A 20,235-nucleotide genomic window follows, 5' to 3' on the forward strand; every position below is an offset into this window, starting at 1 on the left:
CCGCCGGAACGCCCAGGGTGACGGGCCGTCAGCAAGGCCGTCACCGTGAGTGGGGGGAGTGCCGGAGGAGGAACCGGCTGCCCGGGTGTGCCCGTGGATGTCCGGGTCCGCTCGTATCCTCGGGCAGGTGAGCAGCCACACCGCACCCCAGCCGTCCGAGCCCACCGCCAACGCCATGCGCCGCGCCCTCCGACGAGCCCGGGACGGGGTGGCCCTCGACCTTGAGGAGGCCTCGGTACTCCTACGGGCCAGAGGCGACGACCTGTCAGCACTGACCGAGTCCGCCGGCCGGGTACGGGACGCGGGGCTGGAGGAGGCGGGCCGACCGGGAGTGCTGACGTACTCCCGCAAGGTCTTCGTGCCGCTGACCCGGCTGTGCCGGGACCGCTGCCACTACTGCACCTTCGCCACCACCCCCGGACGGCTGCGGAGGGAGGGGCACGAACTGTTCCTCAGCCCCGACCAGGTGCTGGCCATCGCCCGCCAGGGAGCCCGACTGGGTTGCAAGGAGGCGCTGTTCACCCTGGGGGACCGGCCCGAGGAACGGTGGCCGGAGGCCCGGGAATGGCTGGACGCCCACGGCTACGACGACACCCTCGCCTACGTCCGGGCGATGGCCATCCGGGTACTGGAGGAGACCGGACTCCTGCCCCACCTCAACCCCGGGGTGCTCAGCTGGGCCGACTTCCAGCGGCTGCGCCCGGTGGCCCCCTCGATGGGCATGATGCTGGAGACCACTGCCACCCGGCTGTGGAGCGAACCGGGCAACCCCCACCACGGCAGCCCGGACAAGGAGCCCGCCGTACGGCTGCGCACCCTGGAGGGCGCCGGCCGCACCAACGTCCCCTTCACCACCGGCATCCTGCTCGGCATCGGGGAGGACCACCGGGAACGGGCCGAGTCGCTGTTCGCCCTGCGCCGGGTGCAGCGCAGCTACCAGGGCATCCAGGAAGTGATCGTGCAGAACTTCCGGGCCAAGCCGAGCACCCCGATGCGCGACGTCCCCGACGCCGACCTGGAGGAACTGGCCGCCACCATCGCCGTGGCCCGGCACCTCCTGGGGCCCCGGGCGCGCATCCAGGCTCCGCCCAACCTGGTGGACGGGCAGTACGCGTTGATGATCCGTGCCGGCATCGACGACTGGGGCGGCGTCTCCCCGCTGACCGCCGACCACGTCAACCCCGAGCGCCCCTGGCCGGCGATCGACCAACTCGCCCGGCGGACCGCCGAGTCGGGCTTCACGCTGAGGGAACGGCTGACCATCTACCCGGAGTTCCTGCGGCGGGGGGAGACCTGGCTGGACCCCCGCCTCGCCCCCCACGTGTGGGCGCTGGCCGAACCGGAGACCGGTCTGGCCCGGGAGGACGCGGAGGTGGTGGGCCGCCCCTGGCAGGAGCCGGACGAGGAGTTCGGCGCCCGGGCCAGCGGCCGTACCGACCTGCACCACAGCATCGACACCACCGGCCGCACCTCCGACCGCCGCGAGGACTTCGACCAGGTGTACGGCGACTGGGAGGCCGTCGCGGAACGGGCCGCCCCCGGCCTGGTGCCCGAAAGGGTGGACGCCGACCTGCGGCAGGCGCTGTCCCAGGCTGCCGACGACCCGACCCGGCTGACCGACCACCAGGCCCTGGCGCTGTTGCACGCCGACGGCCCGGCCCTGGACGCGCTGGGCCGGATCGCGGACCAGCTGCGTGCCGAGGTGGTCGGCGAGGAGGTGACCTACGTGGTCACCCGCAACATCAACTTCACCAACGTCTGCTACACCGGCTGCCGTTTCTGCGCCTTCGCCCAGCGCCGTACCGACGCCGACGCCTACTCGCTGTCCCTGGAGCAGGTCGCCGACCGGGTGGAGCAGGCCTGGGAGGTGGGTGCCACCGAGGTGTGTATGCAGGGCGGTATCCACCCCGACCTGCCGGGCACCGCCTACTTCGACCTGGCGCGCGCGGTGAAGGAACGGGTTCCCGGTATCCACCTGCACGCCTTCTCCCCGATGGAGGTCGCCAACGGGGTGGCCCGCACCGGGATGTCGGTACGGGAGTGGCTGACCGCCGCCAAGGAGGCGGGAGTCGACTCGCTGCCCGGTACCGCCGCCGAGATCCTCGACGACGAGGTGCGGTGGGTGCTCACCAAGGGCAAGCTGCCGGCCGACCAGTGGGTGGAGGTGGTCACCACCGCCCACGAGGTGGGCCTGCGCACCTCCTCCACCATGATGTACGGGCACGTGGACCAGCCCCGGCACTGGCTGGGGCACCTGCGGCTGCTGGCCCGGATCCAGCAACGCACCGGCGGGTTCACCGAGTTCGTCACCCTGCCGTTCATCCACACCAACGCCCCGGTCTACCTCGCCGGTATCGCCCGCCCCGGCCCCACCCTCCGCGACAACCGGGCGGTCACCGCGATGGCCCGGCTGCTGCTGCACCCCCACATCCCCCACATCCAGACCAGTTGGGTCAAGCTCGGTACCGAGGGGGCGGCCCAGATGCTGCGCTCGGGCGCCAACGACCTGGGCGGCACGCTGATGGAGGAGACCATCTCCCGGATGGCCGGCTCCTCCTACGGCTCCCACCGCTCGCTGCGGGAGCTGGAGTCCATCGCCGAGTCGGCCGGCCGCCCCGGTCGACAGCGCACCACCCTCTACGGTCCGGTGCCCGCCGAACGGCAGCGGGTGGCCCGGGGCGCGGACGGCCGGCTGCCCCGGCTGTTGCCGGTGGTGGAGGGGACATGAGCCGGCGGGTGTCGGGGAGTCGGGCATCCGTGGGCGGGACCTGGGACGACCTGGGGTGAGAGGGGCCGCACGGCGACTAGAGTGCTGCCGGTCGGGGCGGACACGTGGTCGGTGACGAGGGAGGGCGCAGTGGTGGCTTCCGGTGGTGACGTTATCTGGGGTCGGACCGAACAACAGGACTACCGCAGCCGGGTTCGGGGGTGCCTGCTGGGTGGGGCCATCGGCGACGCGCTCGGCGCCGCCGTGGAGTTCGAACCGCTGAGCACCATCCGCGCCGAGCACGGCCCGGACGGCGTGACCGACTTCGTCTCCGCCTACGGGCGGCGCGGCGCCATCACCGACGACACCCAGATGACCCTGTTCACCGTCGAGGGGCTGATCCGCGCCCACGTACGCCGGGACGCCGGCGCCTGGCACCCGCCGACCGACGTGCACGCCGCCTACCGCCGCTGGGCCGCCACCCAACGGGACTGGGGACCGGACGAACGCAAGGAGAGCGACGGCTGGTTGGCGCGCGAGGAGTGGCTGTACTCGCGGCGGGCACCCGGCAACGCCTGCCTGAGCGGCCTCCAGGACGCCCGGATGGGCACCGTCGACCAGCCCAAGAACCCCCAGTCCAAGGGGTGCGGGGCGGTCATGCGTTCCGCGCCCTTCGGGCTGCTGGTCGGCTGGGAGCCCCAACTGGTGTTCCAGATCGCCGTGGAGTGCGCCGCCCAGACCCACGGTCACCCCACCGGCTACCTCTCCGCCGGCGCCTTCGCCCTGATCGTGCACAGCCTCGCCAGGGGCGACTCCCTGGACCACGGCGTACAACGTGCCCTGGCCCAACTGGCCGAGCGCCCGGGCCACCAGGAGACCAGTGACGCCCTCAAGCACGCGCTGGGCGCGGTCCGCCAGGGGCTGCCCAACGCCGCCCGGGTGGAGGCGCTGGGGGAGGGGTGGATCGCCGAGGAGGCGCTGGCCATGGCCGTCTACTGCGCGCTGGTCGCCGAGGACGTACGACACGGACTGCTGTTGGCCGTCAACCACGGCGGCGACAGCGACTCCACCGGCTCCCTGTGCGGGAACCTGCTCGGCGCCCAGCACGGGGAGACCGCGCTGCCTCCCGGCTGGGTGGCCGAGGTGGAGGGGCGCGGCACCATCCTCGAACTGGCCGACGACTTCTCCATGGAGATGACCCAGGGGCCGGCGCTGCACTCGCCCGCGCGGTCCGCCCCCGGGTGGCTGAGCCGCTACCCCCGGGCCTGAACCTCCACGGCCCGTAACCCGCACCGCCCTCCCGCTCCGGCCCGCTTCAACTCCCCGCGTGCCCGGGTGTGTTGGGCCCACCGCCGGATCGGGCACCAGGCAAACCGTGCCGACCTGTTGACGCGACAGTCAACGTTGTCAGAGCCTGTCCGCGTTCTGATTGGTCCGAACTAATCCCATGGCTCTGCCTCGCGGAGTGACCCCGGTGTACGGGGACGGGGCGGTGCCCGGTGCGGAGAGAGGTGACCGATGCGTGTACGCGCGCTGATCGTCGCGATGGTTCTCGGCGTCTTCGCGGCCGTCCTCAACCCTCTGACCGGGTCGGCGCGGGCCGCCGACCCCCCGACCGTGACCCTGGTCAACCACACCGGCGGGACCGTGTGGATCGGCGCCGTCGCCGAGGACGGCTTTGAGACGGCCACCGGCCTCCCCACCCTGGAGGACCAGGAGAGCGCCACCGTCACCCTGCCGGCCAACGAGCGGGGGCAGTGGTTCGGCAAGTTCGTCCCCCGGCAACGCTGCACCGGCGAGGACGGCGACCTGCACTGCCAGGTGGGCGACTGCGGCCCGTACGCCGACCGCTGCTCGAACTACAAGCCCGAACCGGGCGCCAGCTACGCCGAGTTCCACTTCGACCCCGACGACGCCCTGGGCCACTGGTACAACGCCAGCTACGTGGACGGCTACTCGGTGCCCGTCACCGTGGACGCCGACGTCGACGACCCGCCCGAGACCGGCGAGTGCTCCCGGGCGGGCTGCCCCGAGGACCTGATGGAGCACTGCCCACCGGACAACGTGGTGCGTGACCCGGACACCGACGAGCCCGTGCTGTGCCAGAACCCCGACCCGGACTCGCCGGACACCGAGTACAGCCGCTCGCTGTCCGAGCACTGCCCCAAGGCCTACACCTGGTCCCGGCAGGACACCGTCCCGGGCAACGACGTGGTCCGCAACTGCACCCGCTGCTCCGGGGCCACCGTCACCTTCCACTGAGGCATCCGCCCACTGAGGCATCCGACCACCGGGGCGCCGGGTCACTGGTCACCGGGCCGCTGAGGCGCTCGACCACCGAGGGGCACCGGCACCCCCGCCCGCACCCCCGGGCGGCTCCGTGCCATGACCGGGCACCCGGCCCCCCGGACACCCCCACGAGGAGATCTGTCATGTCCCCCCACCACGCTCACCGCGTCCACCGCGTTCCCCCACCGCTCTCCCGGCGCCGGCTGTTGGGGCTGGCCGCCTCCACCGCCGCCGCCCTGCCCCTCACCCACCTCGCCACCGGCGCCACCCGGGCCCACGCGGCCGACCAGGACGGCCGGGGGGTCAGCCTCACCCCCTTCGACGGCGCCACCGAGGCCCTCGGCGAGGTTGGTGCCTCCTGGTACTACACCTGGGCCTCCACCACCGGCGACACCGCGAGGCCCGAGGGGGTGGAGTTCGTACCGATGATCTGGGGCGCCGACTCCGTCAACGACGCCGACCTGGAGAACGCCCGCCGCGAGGGCGAGGTCCTCCTGGGCTTCAACGAGCCCGACCTGGCCGAGCAGGCCGACATGACGGTCGAGTCGGCCCTCGACCTGTGGCCCAGGCTCCAGGCCACCGAACTCCGCCTGGGCGCGCCCGCGGTGGCCGGTGGGGGAGACCAGGAGGGCGGCTGGCTCGACCGGTTCCTGTCCGGTGCGGCCGACCGGGGCTACCGGGTCGACTTCGTCCCCCTGCACTGGTACGGCGCCGACTTCGGCCCGGACGCCGTGGAGCATCTGCGCGGCTACCTCCAGGCGGTCCACGACCGCTACCAACTGCCGCTCTGGCTCACCGAGTACGCGCTGATCGACTTCTCCGGCGGTTCACCCCGCTACCCCGGCGAGCAGGAGCAGGTGGACTTCGTACGGGGCGCCGGAGAGATGCTGGCCCAACTGCCCTTCGTGGAGCGGCACGCGTGGTTCACCCTGTCCACCGGGACCAGCCCCACCGGACTGCACGACGGTCAGGGCGCCAACGCCACCGGGGAGGCCTACCGGGAGGCCGGCTGACCCCCGCTGCCGTCGGCTGCACGGCCGACCCCCGGGGCGTACCGGGCCGTTCGACGACGGTGCCCCTCGACCGTCGGGCGAGGGGCAGGTCGGAACGGGGCTCTGACGCGCCCGGTCTCAGGGGCGGGACCGCTCACCCTCGCTGAGACCGGCCACGAAGCCCGACCACGAGGTCGAGGGGAAGCGCAGGGCCGGCCCCTGCGGATCCTTGGAATCACGTACCGCGACCTGGTGCTCCCAGGGTGCCTTGATCTCCACACAGGCGCCGTTGCCCGTGGAGTAGCTCGACTTGGTCCAGTGCTGAGTGCGTCCTTGCTGAATGGCCATCATCTGCTCCGGTCGCTGTGGTTGAGCTGCGGTTGACGTGGCACCGAAGGTACGCGTCAACTCCCCTCGAACAACGGGCCGTTCACTCGACCGGATGGCGTATCCCCTCGGTCTCTTCACCTGGCCTGGAGCGGCGCGGTAGGGTTCTCGTCCTCAACTGCGGGCGTAACCTTTCGCCACGTTTTCGATGAACTCGCGGCTCTGGTCGGGATTGAGTGCCTGGGCCCGCAGATGCTCGTACATCACGCTGTAGCTCTGTACGTCGTTGGCCTTCTCCAGGTACAGGTCGCTGGTGACCCCCTCCAGGTACACCACCGTGGAGTCGCTCGCCTCGGGGAACTCCAGGATGGCGTACTGCCCGTTGACCCCGGGGTGGGCGCCCATCGAGAACGGCATCACCTGCACCGTCACATGGGGCAGCTGCGACATGTCCCGCAGGTGGCCCAGCTGCTCCAGCATGGTCGCCGGCCCGCCCACCTCGCGGCGCAGCGCCGCCTCGTCCAGCACCACCCACAGCCGCAGTGGTTGGACGGTGTCCACCACGCGTTCCTGCCGCCGCATCCGCACCTGCACCCGCTTCTCCACCGCGTCCGTGGTGGCCTCCGGCAGCGCGCCGGTCACCACGGCCTGGGCGTAGGGGCGGGTCTGCAACAGTCCGGGCACCACCTGGGGTTCGTACACCCGCAGCGAGGCGGCGTCGGTCTCCAGGCCGATGTAGACGCTGTACGGGATCTCCCCGAAGGCGTGCCACCAGCCCTGCTGACGGGACTCCTTGGCCATCTGCATCAGCGAGTCGACTATGAGGCGGTCCTCCACCTCGTACACCCCGCACAGGTCCCGCACGTCACGCTGGGAGATGCTGCGTCGACCGTTCTCCAGTCGGCTGATCTTCGACTGGGACACCAGGAGCCGGTCGGCCACCTCCTCGGCGGTCATGCCCCGTTGTTCGCGGAGTCGGCGCAGCTCCTGCCCCAACCTCCGTCGCCTGACCGTGGGATTGACCTGGGACGCCACGAGAACTCCCCCTCCGGTGATGGGACTGCGTATAGGCAGGTTGCCATCACGGTGGGTGTTCGCGTTGGGGTTTCGCGAGGGATGGGCCCGAATCTCCCGTGCGGACCGGCCCGCGCCGGACATGCCGGAACGGCCGGTGCCCGGTGTCCGACCTCGGACACCGGCCCGGCGGTGAGGGGCGATCCGTACGATCCTTCGATCCGCGCGCCCGGGCGGTCAGTCCGCGCGGGCGCGCGACCTGTTCCCGCTCAGGCGCGGGCCATGCTCCCGGCCCGGGACGCCTCGGCCAGCGGGCGGGACGCCCGTGTGGTGACCGAGGGGCGGGTGGTACGTGCCGGCTTGGCCGGGGCGCGCCGTGACTGCGCGGCCACGCCGTTCTGCACGTCCATCACGGCGTGTGCGACCAGGCCGCCCATGGGGTCGTGTCGGATCAGGTCCCGGAGTCGGGAGCGGCAGGACCGCCCCTCGTTGCCCGGGTAGAGGTGTTTGCCCAGGCCCACGGCGTGGGCCAGTGCGGCGAGTGCCGCGGTCCGTGGATCCGGCGGTACGCCGGTGCGGATCGCGTTGTCCAGCCGGGCCCTGATCTCCCGGCTGATCGCCGTGTCCGTCGCCTGGTAGCGCGTCGTCGGAAGCACTCCGCACATCTGGCTGGATACGGCGTGAACCATTCCACAGCGTTCCAGATGTGTGAGATACGTCTGACGGAGCCCCAACCTGGGGCCGCCTATCCAGTGGACGGCGCGCACCGGACTGCCGCGACGTCGCAGCAGTTCGAGCGCGGAGTCCAGCGTCGGATCTCCGGTCGGCCGTGGCAGCACCACGGCTATACGGTCCCCGTCCGGGGCTATCCGTCCGGCCAGCGCCAGCTCTACTAGCTGGGCCCCGGCCAGGCCTAGGTCGAGCGACTGTGGTTGCGCCGTGGTGCCCGTGGTCGGGTCCAGGGCGAGCAGTAGTAGCTCTTCCGGAATTGTTCTACGGCTCCTGCCCATCCATGCCTCCCCGCGTGGATGGGCAACAGGGTGACCCCTCTCACATAGGTCTGTCGAGAGTGCGTGATCTATATGTGAGGGAACCGATAGATATGTCCTTCTCGTCTTTTGGAAGGGCCGCAAGATTTCGGCCAAGGCTTTTACGGGAGACTGACGCGAAGACGGACACTGTTGGTTGGTTGGTCCAAGGGTGAGATCAAGGCTTCAGGAGGCGCAGGTGGCGGGCAAATCCCCCGACAAGCAGCAGCGGGAGACGTCGTCGGACAAGACGACCGATCTCGGCCGGGTGGTTCCGCCATCGAATTCCGCCTCCGGGGGCCAGGCGGACAAGTCCAGCGAAACGGCTGAGAAGTCATCTATGGATCCCCGGCTGGCTGTGGTCGCCGACTCCGGCGAGGAGTCCGACGTGACCAAGGCGGTCGACGGCGACGGTACGCGCGAGGACGGCGCCAACTCCCCTGAGGGCGAAGGCGGTTCGACGTCCGCCCAGGTGGGCGAGGCGGCCGGGAAGTCCGACGAGGGCGCCAAGCCGGCACCGGAGGCGAAGAGTCCGAAGGCCGCACGCGGCACGAAGGGCACGAAGCGCTCCGGTGGCGGCCCGAAGGGCCCGAAGACGGGCAAGGCCTCGAAGGCGGCCGGGGGCACCCGGACCGGGAAGACCGCGCAGGGCGCGAAAACGGGCAGGAAGACGAAGAACCCCCAGGCCACCGAGCCTCCAGCGCCCTCCGGGACCGACGAGACCGCTTCCCCGTCCGCCCCCTCGGTGGACGACGGCGAGGGGGACCAGCGACTGAAGGCCGCCGTGGCCGCCTGGGTGGCCGGCGGAAAGCAGGGAGAGGAACCCTCCCTGAAGGAGGGCGACTCACCCTCCTCGGACGCCGCCCCCGAGTCCTCCGAGCCCGCTTCCGAGGAGAAGCCGGAGGCCGGCGCCGAGGAGCCCACCCCCTCCTCGGAAGAGGGCGGCGACGGCGCTGACAGCGCTGACAGCGCTGACTCGGATCTTCCGGTACGCCCCAAGCCCGCCGGGGGCGAGGCGAAGGGGGACCAGCCCACGGCCGTCTTCGGGGTGCCCCGCTCCGGGGGTTCCCGGGACGACTCCGCCGAGGGGAAGGGCGGGCTCGCCGACGAGGACGACGAGGATGTCGAGGCGGAAGCCACGCGCCGGGCCGACCAGTTGACCGCCGCCTTCTTCGGGCCCGGCAGGCGTTCCGCCCGGAAGGCCGAGGAGGCGTCCAGGGCCGAAGAGGCCGAGGGGCGAGATCAAGACGATTTGCGGCCAAGTGAGGACGCCAAGTCTCCGGAGGCGGCGGGGAGTTCGCCCTCGCCGTCGAAGCCCGAGGACAGCGGCGAGACCACGGCCGGCGAGGACCCGGCGAAGGCCTCGGGGACGCCTGCCGGAGACCCGGGGGACAAGGGCCAGAACAAGCCAGCTCGTGGGAAGACCGAGAAGCCTCGGCAGGACCGGGAACGGAAGGGTTCCGGCGACGACACCACGGCAGTCTTCGGTACCCGGCTGACCGAGGAGGAGCGTCGCCGTACCCGCGAGGGCTCGGACGTGGACCAGGCGACGGCGGTGTTCCGCAGCCCCTCGGTGGAGCCCGAGGAGAAGGCCGCAGGGAAGCCCGAGGAAGAGGCCCGGGAGAAGCCCGAGGACACCGGGGCTCCCGCCCCGGACGCCGACCGCTCCCTCACGGACGAGGGCGCCAAGGACACCGAGGAAGCCAAGGATGCCGGGAGCGCCGAGGCGGCCCCCAGCGGTGGGGACGGCAAGGCGGGCGAGACCGATCAGGACGCCAAGGAGCCGAAGGCCGCCCCGGGGGCGAAGCCCCGGGAGGACAAGGGCGGACCGGCCACCACCCCCGCCGAGGGTGAGCGCGACAAGGCCGACGGAGACACCGGGGCCGCCGGGGACACCAAGGACGCCGAGCCCGAGAAGGCCGGGAAGCCCGGGAAGCCCGGGAAGGATGCCGGGGAGAGCCCGGCGGCCGACGCCGCCAAGGCCCCCGCCCCCACCGACGGCGACGCCCGGGGCAAGGGCGGTGCGGTCGTACCGCCCATGCCGCCCACCGCACCGGGGAGTACGGGGAAGACCCCGGACTCCGGCAAGGGGGAGGCGGGGTCCAGTACCTATGTGCCGCTGCGCTCCGACGCCGCCCCGCCGATGCCGCAGGGCCTCCCCCCGAAGCCCGCCTCCGCTCCCGGGGCGCTGCCCGAGGAGGGGGCCGAGGCGCCGGCGTCGCTGAGTGAGCCGGAGCGCACCCGCCAGCAGCCGGTGCCCGACCCGCCGCCGCTGGACCTGCTGGCCCAGCTGACCAACCGCCCGCCGCCACCGGAGACCCCGGTGCGGATGGTGCTGCGCCGGGTGAAGATCTGGTCGCCGCTGGTCCTGCTGGTGGTCGTACTGTTCGTGGTCGCCCAGCTGGTGCGTCCGTTGCCCGAACCCGAGCTGAACCTGACCGCCTCGGAGACGTACACCTTCGAGGGCGGCAAACCGTCCATGCCCTGGCCGTCCGAGGGGCAGGCCGTGGTGGACGTGGACGGGCTGGGGTCGCTGGGCTCGTACGGCAAACAGAAGCCGGTGCCGATCGCCAGTGTGGCCAAGGTGATGACCGCCTACGTGATCCTTCGCGACCACCCGGTCAAGCCGGGGAAGGAGGGCGACAAGATCAAGGTGGACCGGAAGGCCGAGAAGGACGCGGGGCTCAGCGCCCAGAACGAGTCCACGGTGGACGTCAAGGAGGGTGACGTGATCACCCAGCGAGAGGCGATCGAAGCCGTGATGATCGCCTCCGCCAACAACATCGCCCGCCTGCTGGCGCGTTGGGACAGCAAGGGCTCCGAGAAGCGGTTCGTGCAGAAGATGAACGACGCCGCCAAGGAACTCGGCATGACCAACACCACCTACACCGACCCCAGCGGGCTGCGCGCCCAGACCGTCAGTACCGCCGCCGACCAGGTCAAGCTGGGCAAGGAGGCGATGCGTGACCCGCTGTTCCGTGAGGTGGTGCGGATGCCCTCGTACAAGGACAGCAAGGGCGACCAGCACCGCAACTGGAACAACCTGGTCCCGTTCGACGGGGTGGTGGGCATCAAGACCGGCACCACCACCAAGGCCGGCGGCAACCTGCTGTTCGCCGCCGAGCGGGAGGTGAACGGTACGCGGCAGCTGATCGTGGGCGCCATGCTCGGCCAGCACGTGCCGCCGATCATCGACACCGTGCTGAACAACAGCAAGAAGCTGATGGACGCCGCCCAGGCCGCCCTGATCGCGCGCACCGTGATCAAGAAGGGCCAGGTGGTCGGCGACGTGGACGACGGTGTGGGCGGCACCACCCCGGTGGTGGCCACCCGGGACGTCAAGGCCGTCGGATGGCCGGGCCTCCGGGTCCGGTTGGAGATGGACGGGGCCAAGGACGGGGTGCCCGGTGAGGCCGAGGCCGGTGAACGCGTCGGCCATGTCACGGTCGGCAAGGGCGCGGGCCAGGTCAGGGTGCCGGTGGCCTTGCAGAAGAAGCTGGAGAAGCCGGGCTTCGGGGCCAAGCTCACGCGGGTGCTGTAGCTGTTCCGCCGGGGTGCGGCAGGCCGCCCGTACCCCGGCGCTCACGTATACCGGTGGCTGGGAAGGTCAGGAGCCCCGTACCGTCGGCCGGGGTGTCCGGTAGCGTCGGGGCGTCAAGAAGACGACGGATGCGCGGGGCAGCCCGACCAGCCGTCGACCACACCCTTCGGCGTTCAGCGCGGATCGCGGAACGGTCGGAGCCGAGCCAGGGGGAAGTGCCCGCGTGACCACCGTGCAGCCCTCGCCTGCGCCGGACGGGAGCGAACCCACCCCGTTGCCGGACCAACGGGAGGAAGAGCGGGCACCCGTGGCGAGGGCCACCGAAGCGGACGGGCCCTCCCGGCCCCCCAAGGTCCAGAACATCACCGAGGAAACCACCGAGGAATCCACCGAGGACGTCTCCCAGGCGGAGGGCGCCCCGGACCAGGCTTCCGACGGTGAGGTCAGGGACACCGAGGTGGGCGGCCCCGTGGGCAGGACCCCTGACGGGCCGGGCTCGGACCCGGTTGACGGGACCGAGCCCGCGAAGGGCGCCCCCGGTTCTGCCTCTGGCGCTTCCCCCGGCGGCCCCCAGGGCTCCCCTGACCCGGTGACCACGGAACCGGCCAGCGAGACCAAGGACGCCCCCGAGGACGCCACCAAGGACGCCTCCCGGGCGGAGGACGCCCCGGACCGGGCTCCCGACGCGGAAGCCCCCGACGCCGAGGGCGCCAAGGACCCGGCGACCAAGGAACCGGCCCCCGAGGCCGAGGACTCCCCGCCCGCCCGGGAGGCCAAGGGTGCCTCCAAGGCCGAGGGCTCCTCGGCCAGCGAGGTGGGCGACCGTGACCCGTCGGAGGACGGCTCACCGGACGCCGAAGGAAAACCCCCGGAGGCCGAGGGCTTCATCGCCTCGATAGCGCCCGAGGAACGCGTCCTGCCCCAGGGGCAGCCCGACTTCGTACGCCGCTGGCCCCCCTGGCTCCAGGTGCTGGCCCACCCGGTGCCGGCGTCCATGCTGGTAGCGGGAGTGCTGCACGCCCTGTGGCTGTGGGTGTTCGCCTCCAGCGGCGGTGACCTGGCAGCCCAGGACGCCTGGGCGGAGTTCGTCAGCAAGCATCCCGACTCGGCGTACAACCTGGCCTGGTACGGGGGGATGCACCCGGTCTCCTACAGCGTCATCTCGCCCTACCTGATGGCGGTCCTCGGGGTCCGCAGCACCATGGTGATCGCCGGGGTGCCGGCCGCCGGGATACTGGCGCTGATCCTGGTGCGGGCACGCGTCCCCGGTGGGGGACGGGCGGTGGCCCAGCCCCTGTGGCCGGCGCTCTGGGGCGCCTTCGCGATCAGCTGCAACGCCTTCTCCGGCCGGGTCACCTTCGCCGTGGGCACCCTGTTCGCGCTGGCCGCCGCCGCCGTCATCTGGGCCTGGCCGGAGCGGTGGCGGTTCAGCCCCGGGCCCCGGCGCCGCTACCTCCAGGCCCGCTGGTTCCGGGCCGGGCTGGTGGTGCTGTTCTCCGCGCTGGCCACCGCCGGAAGTCCGGTGGCCGGGCTGTTCCTCGAAGTGGTCGCGGCCTCGCTGTTCCTGTGCGGGCGACGGCAGGCGGCCTACGCGGTGGCCGTGAGCCCCCCGCTGGTGGTCGCCGGCTCGGCCCTGATCTTCCCGTTCACCGGCATCATGCCGATGCCTCTGGTCTCGCTCGGTTTCACCCTGGCGATCACCCTCGGCATCTATCTGAGCACTCCCCGTTCCTGGCGCATCGTGCGGGTGGGTACCGCCATCTACGCCCTGGGCACCCTGCTGACCTGGCTGATCCCCTCCCAGGTGGGTTCCAACGTGGAGCGGATGGGGCTGCTGCTCGGCGGTGTGGTCCTGCTCTGCGTGCTGCCGTTGGTGACCCTGCGTTCCCGTCGGGGCGTGGCCCTGCTGACCGCGTTCGTGGTGGCCGCCGGCTGGCAGATCGGCAAGCCCACCTGGGACGTGGTGATGACCACCCCGGACGCCTCCTGGGCGCGGGAACTGGCACCCCTGCTGCACGAACTCAAGCGCAGGGACGTCCACCAGGGACGGGTCGAGGTGGTACCGGTCAGCAGTCACCGGGAGGCGTCGGCGCTCTCCCCCCACGTGAACCTGGCGCGGGGCTGGAACCGGCAGGCGGACGCGGAGCGTAACCCCATCTTCTACGACTCCAAGCTGCTGACCCCGGACAGTTACCACGAGTGGCTGCGGCGGTGGGCGGTTCGTTACGTGGTGTTGCCGTCCGACGACCCTGACGTGGCCGGCAAGGAGGAGGCCCGACTGGTGGCCGCCGGGCAGCCGTACCTCCAGGAGGTGTGGTCGGACCGCAACTGGAAGCTGTTCAAGGTGGCCGACCCGCTGCCGCTCGCGGAGTACCCGGCGAAGAAGGCCGAGGCGGACGCCGACATGGTCACCGTCACCCTGCGTGAGCCCGGCTCGGTGCTGGTGCGCATCCCCTGGTCCCCCTGGCTGAGCGTGGTGGACGAGAAGGGGAAGCGGCTGCCCCCGCCGGAGCGGATGGAGGACAACGAGCACGGCTGTCTGCGCAAGGCGCCGCCCAGGCCCGGGGGTTCCCCCACCCCGGACTCCGAGGACGATCCGCCCACCGACACCTGGACCACCCTGGAGGCGCCGGCCCCGGGGGTGTACCGCCTCGCCGCCCCGTACGGCCTCAACCGGGGAACGAGCTGCCCCCCGGAGTAGGGATCAGCCGCCCCCTCCCGGCAGGTGGCGGCGTACCGCCTCCACACTGTCGGCGTCCTCCGGGGTGAGGTCCTCTCGGTAGCGGAGCACCCGGGCGAACCGCAGGGTGACCCCGGCTGGATAGCGGGTGGAGCGCTGCACCCCGTCGAAGGCGATCTCCACCACCAGCTCCGGCCGCACGCGAAGCCCCCAGGGGTGTTCGTCGCTCGCCAGCTCGGGCAGCCGTCGGGTCTGCCAGTCCAGCAGTACGTCGGTCAGCCCCTTGAAGGTCTTGCCCAGCATCGCCCAGGAACCGTCCTCGGCCCGGGCACCCAGGTGCAGGTTGGACAGCTTGCCGGTGCGCCGGCCATGGCCCCACTCGGCGCCCAGCACCACCAGGTCCAGGGTGTGGACCGGCTTCACCTTCAGCCAGGAGGCGCCGCGTCGGCCGGCGCGGTAGTCGGAGTCGAGGGACTTGAGCATGACCCCCTCGTGGCCCCGGGCCAGACAGCCCTCGGCGAAGTCCTCGGCCGCCGCCCGGGCCTGCTCGTCCTGTACGGCCTCGACCACCATGTGCCGGATGCGCAGCCGCTCCGGCAGCAGGCGGGCCAGCTCGGTGTGCCGGGACCGGGCCGGCTCCTGGAGCAGGTCCCGCCCGTCCAGGTTGAGCAGGTCGAAGAAGACCGCTGACAGGGGCAGGGTCCGCTGGGCGGAGGCCACGTCCAGCCGGGAGCCGACCCGGCTGGCGATGTCCTGGAAGGCGTGGGGGCGCCCGTCCTCACCCAGGGCGATCACCTCGCCGTCCAGGACCAGCGACTCGGCCGGCAACTCCCGTACCGCCTCGACCACTTCGGGCAGGCGGTCGGTGATCTCGTCCAGGGTGCGGGTGTAGATCCGCACCGTCTCGCCCTGTCGGTGCGCCTGCACCCGTACGCCGTCGAGCTTCTCCTCGATGGCGCTGGGACCCAGCCGGTCCAGGGCCTCGGCGACGGTACGGGCCGTCTGGGCCAGCATGGGCTGGACCGGCCGCCCCACCTGGAGCCGGAACCGCTCCAGCGCCGGCGCGCCCTCCCGCAGCAGCGCGCGGGCCACCTCGCCCAGGGAGCCGCCCAGCATCACCGCCCGGCGCACCTCGTCCGGTGGCACCCCGACGGCCTCGGCCAGCCCCTCCACCGCCAGGGCGTCCAGTGCTCCCTGGCGCAGTTCGCCGCCGATCAGGCGTACCAGGAAGTCCTGTTCCGGCTCGGTGGCGGTACCCAGCAGTTCGGCCAGCAGGGCCCGCCGCCTCTCCTGGGCGCCCTTACCAGACACCTGGGACAGGGCTTCCAGGAAGCGATCGGTCTCAGCCACGGTCAGCGTCGGTTCGGCCGCCGGTGGAGGGCGTTCGCTGAGGGCCCGCCACCCCACCCCGGTACGCCGCTGGGGGAGGCGCCCGGCCAGGTAGCCGGCGACCACCGGCGACTCCTCGGGGTCGGCCCGGCGGAGCAGCTCGGCCAGCTCGGCCACCTTGGCGGTACGGGACCGGGTGGCGGCGACCCGGGCCGAGGTCTGTGCGAGGTCGGCCAACAACATGTCCCTCATCCTCGCCGGGGACGCCGGGAAGCGCAGCCGCTGCTCAGCCGTCCAGCCCCGTGCGGAACCAGTCCGGCTGGTGCTCCGGGGCCCGGGGGTAGCGCTCCAGCTCCTGCCGGAAGTCCTCCGCCGTGGGGCTGCCCCAGGTCGGGCGGCGATGGTGGTTGTAGCGGATGTCGTAGTCGCCCCGGTGGTCGAGGGTGTACCGGGCGGAGAACCAGGTGCCCCGCTGGTCGTCGTACATCCCGTGGCGCAGCATCTGGAACAGCCGCCAGACGGCGATCGGCGGCTCCCACAGTTCCAGTTCGGCCTCGGCGGTGCGCCGCAGTCCGACCGCCAGGTTCATGTGCCGCCCCAACTGCCGGTAGTCGATGAGCAGTTGGTGCCACCGCTCCGGCAGGGCGTCGGTGAGGAGCTGGGTGATCTCCCGCAACAGGGCGTCTTGTTGCGGGGGCACGGTGGTGGTGGACGGTGCCATGGGTCACGGACCTCCGAGTGCGGAAGGCTGGCTACGGGAGTGCGCCGTCGGGTGCGGTGACGGCGGTCACCGTCCGGGCTGGTCAGGCCCGTTCGGCGGTGCCGGCGTCGGCGATGGCGCGACAGTACCGCCTGTTTCTCGCCAGTCCGTCGTCCTGTCACGGGAATGTCCGATGGGCTGTCAGTTGCCCGGGGAGAGGTGGCCGGAGGGTAAACGGAACCTGTCGGAAAGGGCGCTGAGCTTGGGGAAACCCTCCGTGCCGGAGGGTGGGTCAGCTGTGATGGGAGGGAACAACGACCGCTGTTTCGCGGGTAGTTGTGGCATTTGACGGCCCCATGACAGGGGCAGGAACGTGACCTCTGCAACCGAAGTGATACGCACCCCGCCATCGGCCACGGGGCGTGTCGGGGAGACACTTCGCGTCACAGGGCGCCCGGCACAGGCGTGGGCGTGGACGAGAGGGAGAACGTGGGGCAGCGACAACTGGGTCCGTTGGCGATGGGGTGCCTACTCCTCGCGGGAACGGCCCTCACCGGCTGTGGGGCGCAAGCAGAATCCTCATCCGGCACCACCCTTGAGCTGATGGCCGCCTCACAGGACGAGCAGTCGGTCGCTACCACCCAGCGCTACTGGGACAAGCTCACCGCCGAGTTCACCAAGAGGCACCCCGACATCAAGGTCGAGGTGACGATCCACCCGCAGGCGGCGATCGACGCCGAGGTGCGCAACCTCCAGCGCGCCAAGGACCTCCCCGACCTGGTGCAGGGCGGTTCCTACGTGGAACCCGCCCACCGTGGCGAGCTCTACACGGCGGAACAGGTGACCTCCACCCGCACCCAGGCGGCGTTCACCACCTCGCTGGCCGACGCCGGCAGTGTGCAACGGCAGCAGTTCGGGCTGCCGTTCAGCGCCAACACCCGGATGTTCCTCTACAACACCCGGCTGTTCGACAAGGCGGGTCTGAAGGAGGCGCCGTCCACCTGGAAGGAACTGCGCGGACACGCCGCCAAGTTGAAGGACGCCGGGGTGCGCACGCCCTACGGGCTGCCGCTGGGCGACGCCGCTCCCGAGGGCCAGGCCCTCAGCTGGCTGCTGAGCGGCGGGGGCGGTTACACCGACAGTTCCGGTACCTACGTCATCAACTCGCCCAGCAACATCAGCACCTTCGACTGGCTCCAGAAGAACCTGGTCAAGGAGGGGCTGAGTTACCAGGAGCCGGGCGTCATCAACGACGAGGTCGCCTTCCAGAGCTTCCTGGAGGGGGACGTCGCGATGATCAACGGTGACTCCTCCCTGGCCCGTCGGGCCCGGGAGAAGGGCATCGACTGTGGTCTGGCCATCCCGCCCGGGCGGTCCGGCCCGATGACGGTGACCGCCGCCACCGTGGAGTGGATGATGGCCTTCAAGCAGAACGGCCACCGCGAGGAGATCCGTACCTTCCTCGACTACCTCTACCGGGACGCGAACGTCAGGGAGTACGCCGAGCAGCACGAGGTGATGCCGGTCACCACCGCCGCCTCCGACGCGATGCGGACCGGGAAGAAGGGCAAGGAACTCGGGCGCTTCTTCCGCAGCCTGGAGACGGCGAGGTTCTACCCCATGAACAAGCGGACCTGGAAGCCCACGCTGGAGACGCTCCGCAAGGAGATCGGCCAGGCGGTGGGCGGTGACGGGGACCCGAAGGGGGCCCTGTCGAAGATCCAGCAGCGTGCCATGGAAGCGGAGCAGACCACCGGCCGTTAGGGGCCTGGGGCGGACCACCACAAGGCCCGGGTGCCACGCCCCGTACCGCGCCTCGCCTCGGTGGCGGGTGCCGTCGGCGTCGAGGCGCACGAGTGGGCCTGTCGCGCCTCGCCTCGGTGGCCGTACGGGAGTTCCTCCGCCCTCGCCCTCCCGCGTCGACTCCCGGACCCGTTCGCTGACCCGACGTGACCCGGTACGTACGGAGCACCCGCGCCGGTGGGCGCGGGTGCTCCGTGGTTGCCGGTGAGGCGCTGTCGGTGCCCGGGTGGCAGCCCTCGGTGACTCGGGGCGTCACGGTTCCTTCACGGGGGCGTCGCCGTGCGGCCCGTTCGGGCGCAGGCTCCGTACCGCGGACGGGAGTTCGGGCGGTGTCGGGGATCTCCGCCCCGGTCGGGGCGGAGGTGGTACGCGGTCGGGCCCGCCTCAGCGGCGGGTCAGGGGTCGTGCGTACGGTGAGTGTGAGGCTGGGGTGCCGACCGGTTCGGGACGCCGGGTTCCGGGGCCCGGGATGCGGGCGCTGGTGAACCGTGGCGGGCGCCGAGAGGCAGGGGCCACGCGGTGGCGTGGGCTTCCTCGGGCGGTCCGCTGGCTTCGACGCGACGTCCCCGGTGGGGTCGGCAACGGGCTCAGGCGGCGGGTATGACTCCCGGGCGGAGTGGTTCCGGCGGGTGGGTCTCTCGCTCCTCAACGGCCTGGGCCTGCTTCTCCTCACGCTCCACCGCGCGCTGCCAGACCGCGCGCAGGCGGTCCAACTCGGCGAGATCGGTGGGCGTCCACACGCGCCGGCCAGCGACGAAGCGACGGATCGCCTCGTTCGCCGAAGCGGCGTCGTGGAGCGGAGTGGGAGTGGACATAAGACAAGGCTAGGCCCACCCACGGACAACTGGCAGTCGGTTTCACGCCTCGACGGAACGTGGCCGATAGTGAACACAGCGTAGAGATTGGCAGGTCAAACGCCCCTCAACGTCCGAATTTCCGGGCTCGGTGCCGCTTTGGTGGTCCGAGAAAGTGAGGAAGGTTACGTGGTTACCGATGTGTAGGAGCCGAATTTCCTCAACTTCCGTCGGGTGAACGTGATGTGGACCTCCTGTGGAGGCAGCCCAGGGCGTGGGTGAACGGTGTCGATGCGGGCACGCCGGGGCCTCGAACGGCGCCCACGCGAGGTGTTCTCGCGTGCCGACTGCGGCAGGGTCGGGGTGCTCTGCGGTCAGTTCCGCGTTCCGTGTCGACCGTGCCGGTGGGTGCTTCCGGCCCCACTCCCACCCCTCGCGTACCCGTGCGCGAGGGGGCGGGCCCAGCTCGGTGGTCCTCCCCGTGCCGCCCCTCCAGGGGTACGCCTTGGTGGGCGGGCCCCTGTGGATGGGTGAGCCCTCGCCGGGGCGGCCCGGGTCCCTTCGGTCCGGGTCCGCGCCCTCGGGGTGCCCCTCCCCGGGGGGTGCCCGAAGCGGGCGCCGCGTCCCGTCCGTCGGGCACTCCGTGGGGGCGGGCTCAGCCTTCCTGGGTGGCCGTCTGTCGCTGCTCCTCCTCGCGCACCAGCCGCTTCAACCTCATCCGGGCGGCCACCACTTCGCTGTCGAGGCTCTCCCAGTGCGGGTGGATGGACACCTCGATGGCGACCTCGCGCAGGCGGGTGCGCAGTCGGTGCTCGTTCTCCTGGTGCTCGGAGGTCCAGTCGGGGTTCGGTCGGTGTTCCGTGCCGGTGCTGTCGGTGTACGGACGCAGGGGGATCCGGTCCAACTCCTGGCAGATGCGCTGCCGTTCACGCTCCGCCCTGATCAGGTCCTCGGGAAAGCCTTCGTTCGCCACCCTTCGACCATACATCTGTTCGATTCCTGTTGGCTCGTGATCCCTGACATAGAGGTCC

The 20,235-nt window shown here is 71.6% G+C and carries 14 protein-coding genes; 7 read left to right on the plus strand and 7 right to left on the minus strand.

Annotated elements, in window-relative coordinates; all coding sequences use genetic code 11:
* Window positions 1–127 precede the first annotated feature (127 nt).
* The 4 genes from ABZT14_RS01690 (at window position 128) to ABZT14_RS01705 (ending at window position 6,009) form a co-directional block, all read left to right on the plus strand.
* On the plus strand, window positions 128–2,728 hold the full coding sequence (locus ABZT14_RS01690; RefSeq protein WP_356295338.1) for a bifunctional FO biosynthesis protein CofGH: 2,601 nt from the start codon (window positions 128–130) through the stop codon (window positions 2,726–2,728).
* A gap of 129 nt (window positions 2,729–2,857) precedes the next feature.
* Window positions 2,858–3,976, plus strand: a complete 1,119-nt coding sequence (locus ABZT14_RS01695) for an ADP-ribosylglycohydrolase family protein (protein WP_356295341.1) — start codon at window positions 2,858–2,860, stop codon at window positions 3,974–3,976.
* Between the two features lie 249 nt (window positions 3,977–4,225).
* On the plus strand, window positions 4,226–4,969 hold the full coding sequence (locus ABZT14_RS01700; protein WP_356295344.1) for a thaumatin family protein: 744 nt from the start codon (window positions 4,226–4,228) through the stop codon (window positions 4,967–4,969).
* A gap of 170 nt (window positions 4,970–5,139) precedes the next feature.
* Window positions 5,140–6,009, plus strand: a complete 870-nt coding sequence (locus ABZT14_RS01705) for a glycoside hydrolase family protein (protein WP_356295347.1) — start codon at window positions 5,140–5,142, stop codon at window positions 6,007–6,009.
* A 117-nt stretch (window positions 6,010–6,126) separates the two neighbouring features.
* Here the strand turns inward: ABZT14_RS01705 and ABZT14_RS01710 are convergent, their stop codons facing one another.
* The 3 genes from ABZT14_RS01710 to ABZT14_RS01720 all read right to left on the minus strand — a co-directional run bounded on the left by ABZT14_RS01710 (window position 6,127) and on the right by ABZT14_RS01720 (window position 8,339).
* Window positions 6,127–6,336 carry a DUF397 domain-containing protein gene (locus ABZT14_RS01710; protein ID WP_356295350.1) on the minus strand — a complete coding sequence of 70 codons (210 nt, stop codon included), beginning with the start codon at window positions 6,334–6,336 and terminating at the stop codon, window positions 6,127–6,129.
* Between the two features lie 153 nt (window positions 6,337–6,489).
* Window positions 6,490–7,350, minus strand: a complete 861-nt coding sequence (locus ABZT14_RS01715) for a helix-turn-helix transcriptional regulator (protein WP_356295353.1) — start codon at window positions 7,348–7,350, stop codon at window positions 6,490–6,492.
* A 248-nt stretch (window positions 7,351–7,598) separates the two neighbouring features.
* Complete coding sequence (locus tag ABZT14_RS01720) at window positions 7,599–8,339, minus strand: GPP34 family phosphoprotein (protein WP_356295355.1); 741 nt, start codon at window positions 8,337–8,339, stop codon at window positions 7,599–7,601.
* Between the two features lie 217 nt (window positions 8,340–8,556).
* On the opposite strand from ABZT14_RS01720, the gene ABZT14_RS01725 reads away from it, so the two are divergent.
* Window positions 8,557–11,898 carry a D-alanyl-D-alanine carboxypeptidase gene (locus ABZT14_RS01725; protein WP_356295357.1) on the plus strand — a complete coding sequence of 1,114 codons (3,342 nt, stop codon included), beginning with the start codon at window positions 8,557–8,559 and terminating at the stop codon, window positions 11,896–11,898.
* Between the two features lie 223 nt (window positions 11,899–12,121).
* The gene (locus tag ABZT14_RS01730) at window positions 12,122–14,599 is read left to right on the plus strand and encodes an MFS transporter (RefSeq protein WP_356295360.1); all 2,478 of its coding nucleotides are present in this window, start codon (window positions 12,122–12,124) and stop codon (window positions 14,597–14,599) included.
* Window positions 14,600–14,602: 3 nt separating this feature from the next.
* On the opposite strand, the gene ABZT14_RS01735 is transcribed toward ABZT14_RS01730, so the two are convergent.
* Together ABZT14_RS01735 and ABZT14_RS01740 are read right to left on the minus strand one after the other, a co-directional pair.
* Window positions 14,603–16,150, minus strand: coding sequence for an ATP-dependent DNA ligase (locus tag ABZT14_RS01735; protein ID WP_356295363.1), 1,548 nt, complete (start codon window positions 16,148–16,150; stop codon window positions 14,603–14,605).
* A gap of 43 nt (window positions 16,151–16,193) precedes the next feature.
* Window positions 16,194–16,628: a hypothetical protein gene (locus ABZT14_RS01740; RefSeq protein ID WP_356295365.1), complete on the minus strand. Its 435-nt coding sequence runs from the start codon at window positions 16,626–16,628 to the stop codon at window positions 16,194–16,196.
* 582 nt (window positions 16,629–17,210) lie between these two features.
* Between ABZT14_RS01740 and ABZT14_RS01745 the strand changes: the two genes are divergently transcribed.
* Window positions 17,211–18,371: an extracellular solute-binding protein gene (locus ABZT14_RS01745; protein WP_356295368.1), complete on the plus strand. Its 1,161-nt coding sequence runs from the start codon at window positions 17,211–17,213 to the stop codon at window positions 18,369–18,371.
* A gap of 626 nt (window positions 18,372–18,997) precedes the next feature.
* Here the strand turns inward: ABZT14_RS01745 and ABZT14_RS01750 are convergent.
* Entirely contained in the window at window positions 18,998–19,225 is a 228-nt protein-coding gene (locus ABZT14_RS01750; protein ID WP_356295370.1) for a hypothetical protein, read from the minus strand.
* Window positions 19,226–19,859: 634 nt separating this feature from the next.
* Entirely contained in the window at window positions 19,860–20,177 is a 318-nt protein-coding gene (locus ABZT14_RS01755) for a hypothetical protein (protein WP_356295372.1), read from the minus strand.
* Window positions 20,178–20,235: the final 58 nt, after the last annotated feature.

It is taken from the genome of Streptomyces sp. NPDC005438, assembly GCF_040606315.1.
Lineage (GTDB): Bacteria > Actinomycetota > Actinomycetes > Streptomycetales > Streptomycetaceae > Streptomyces.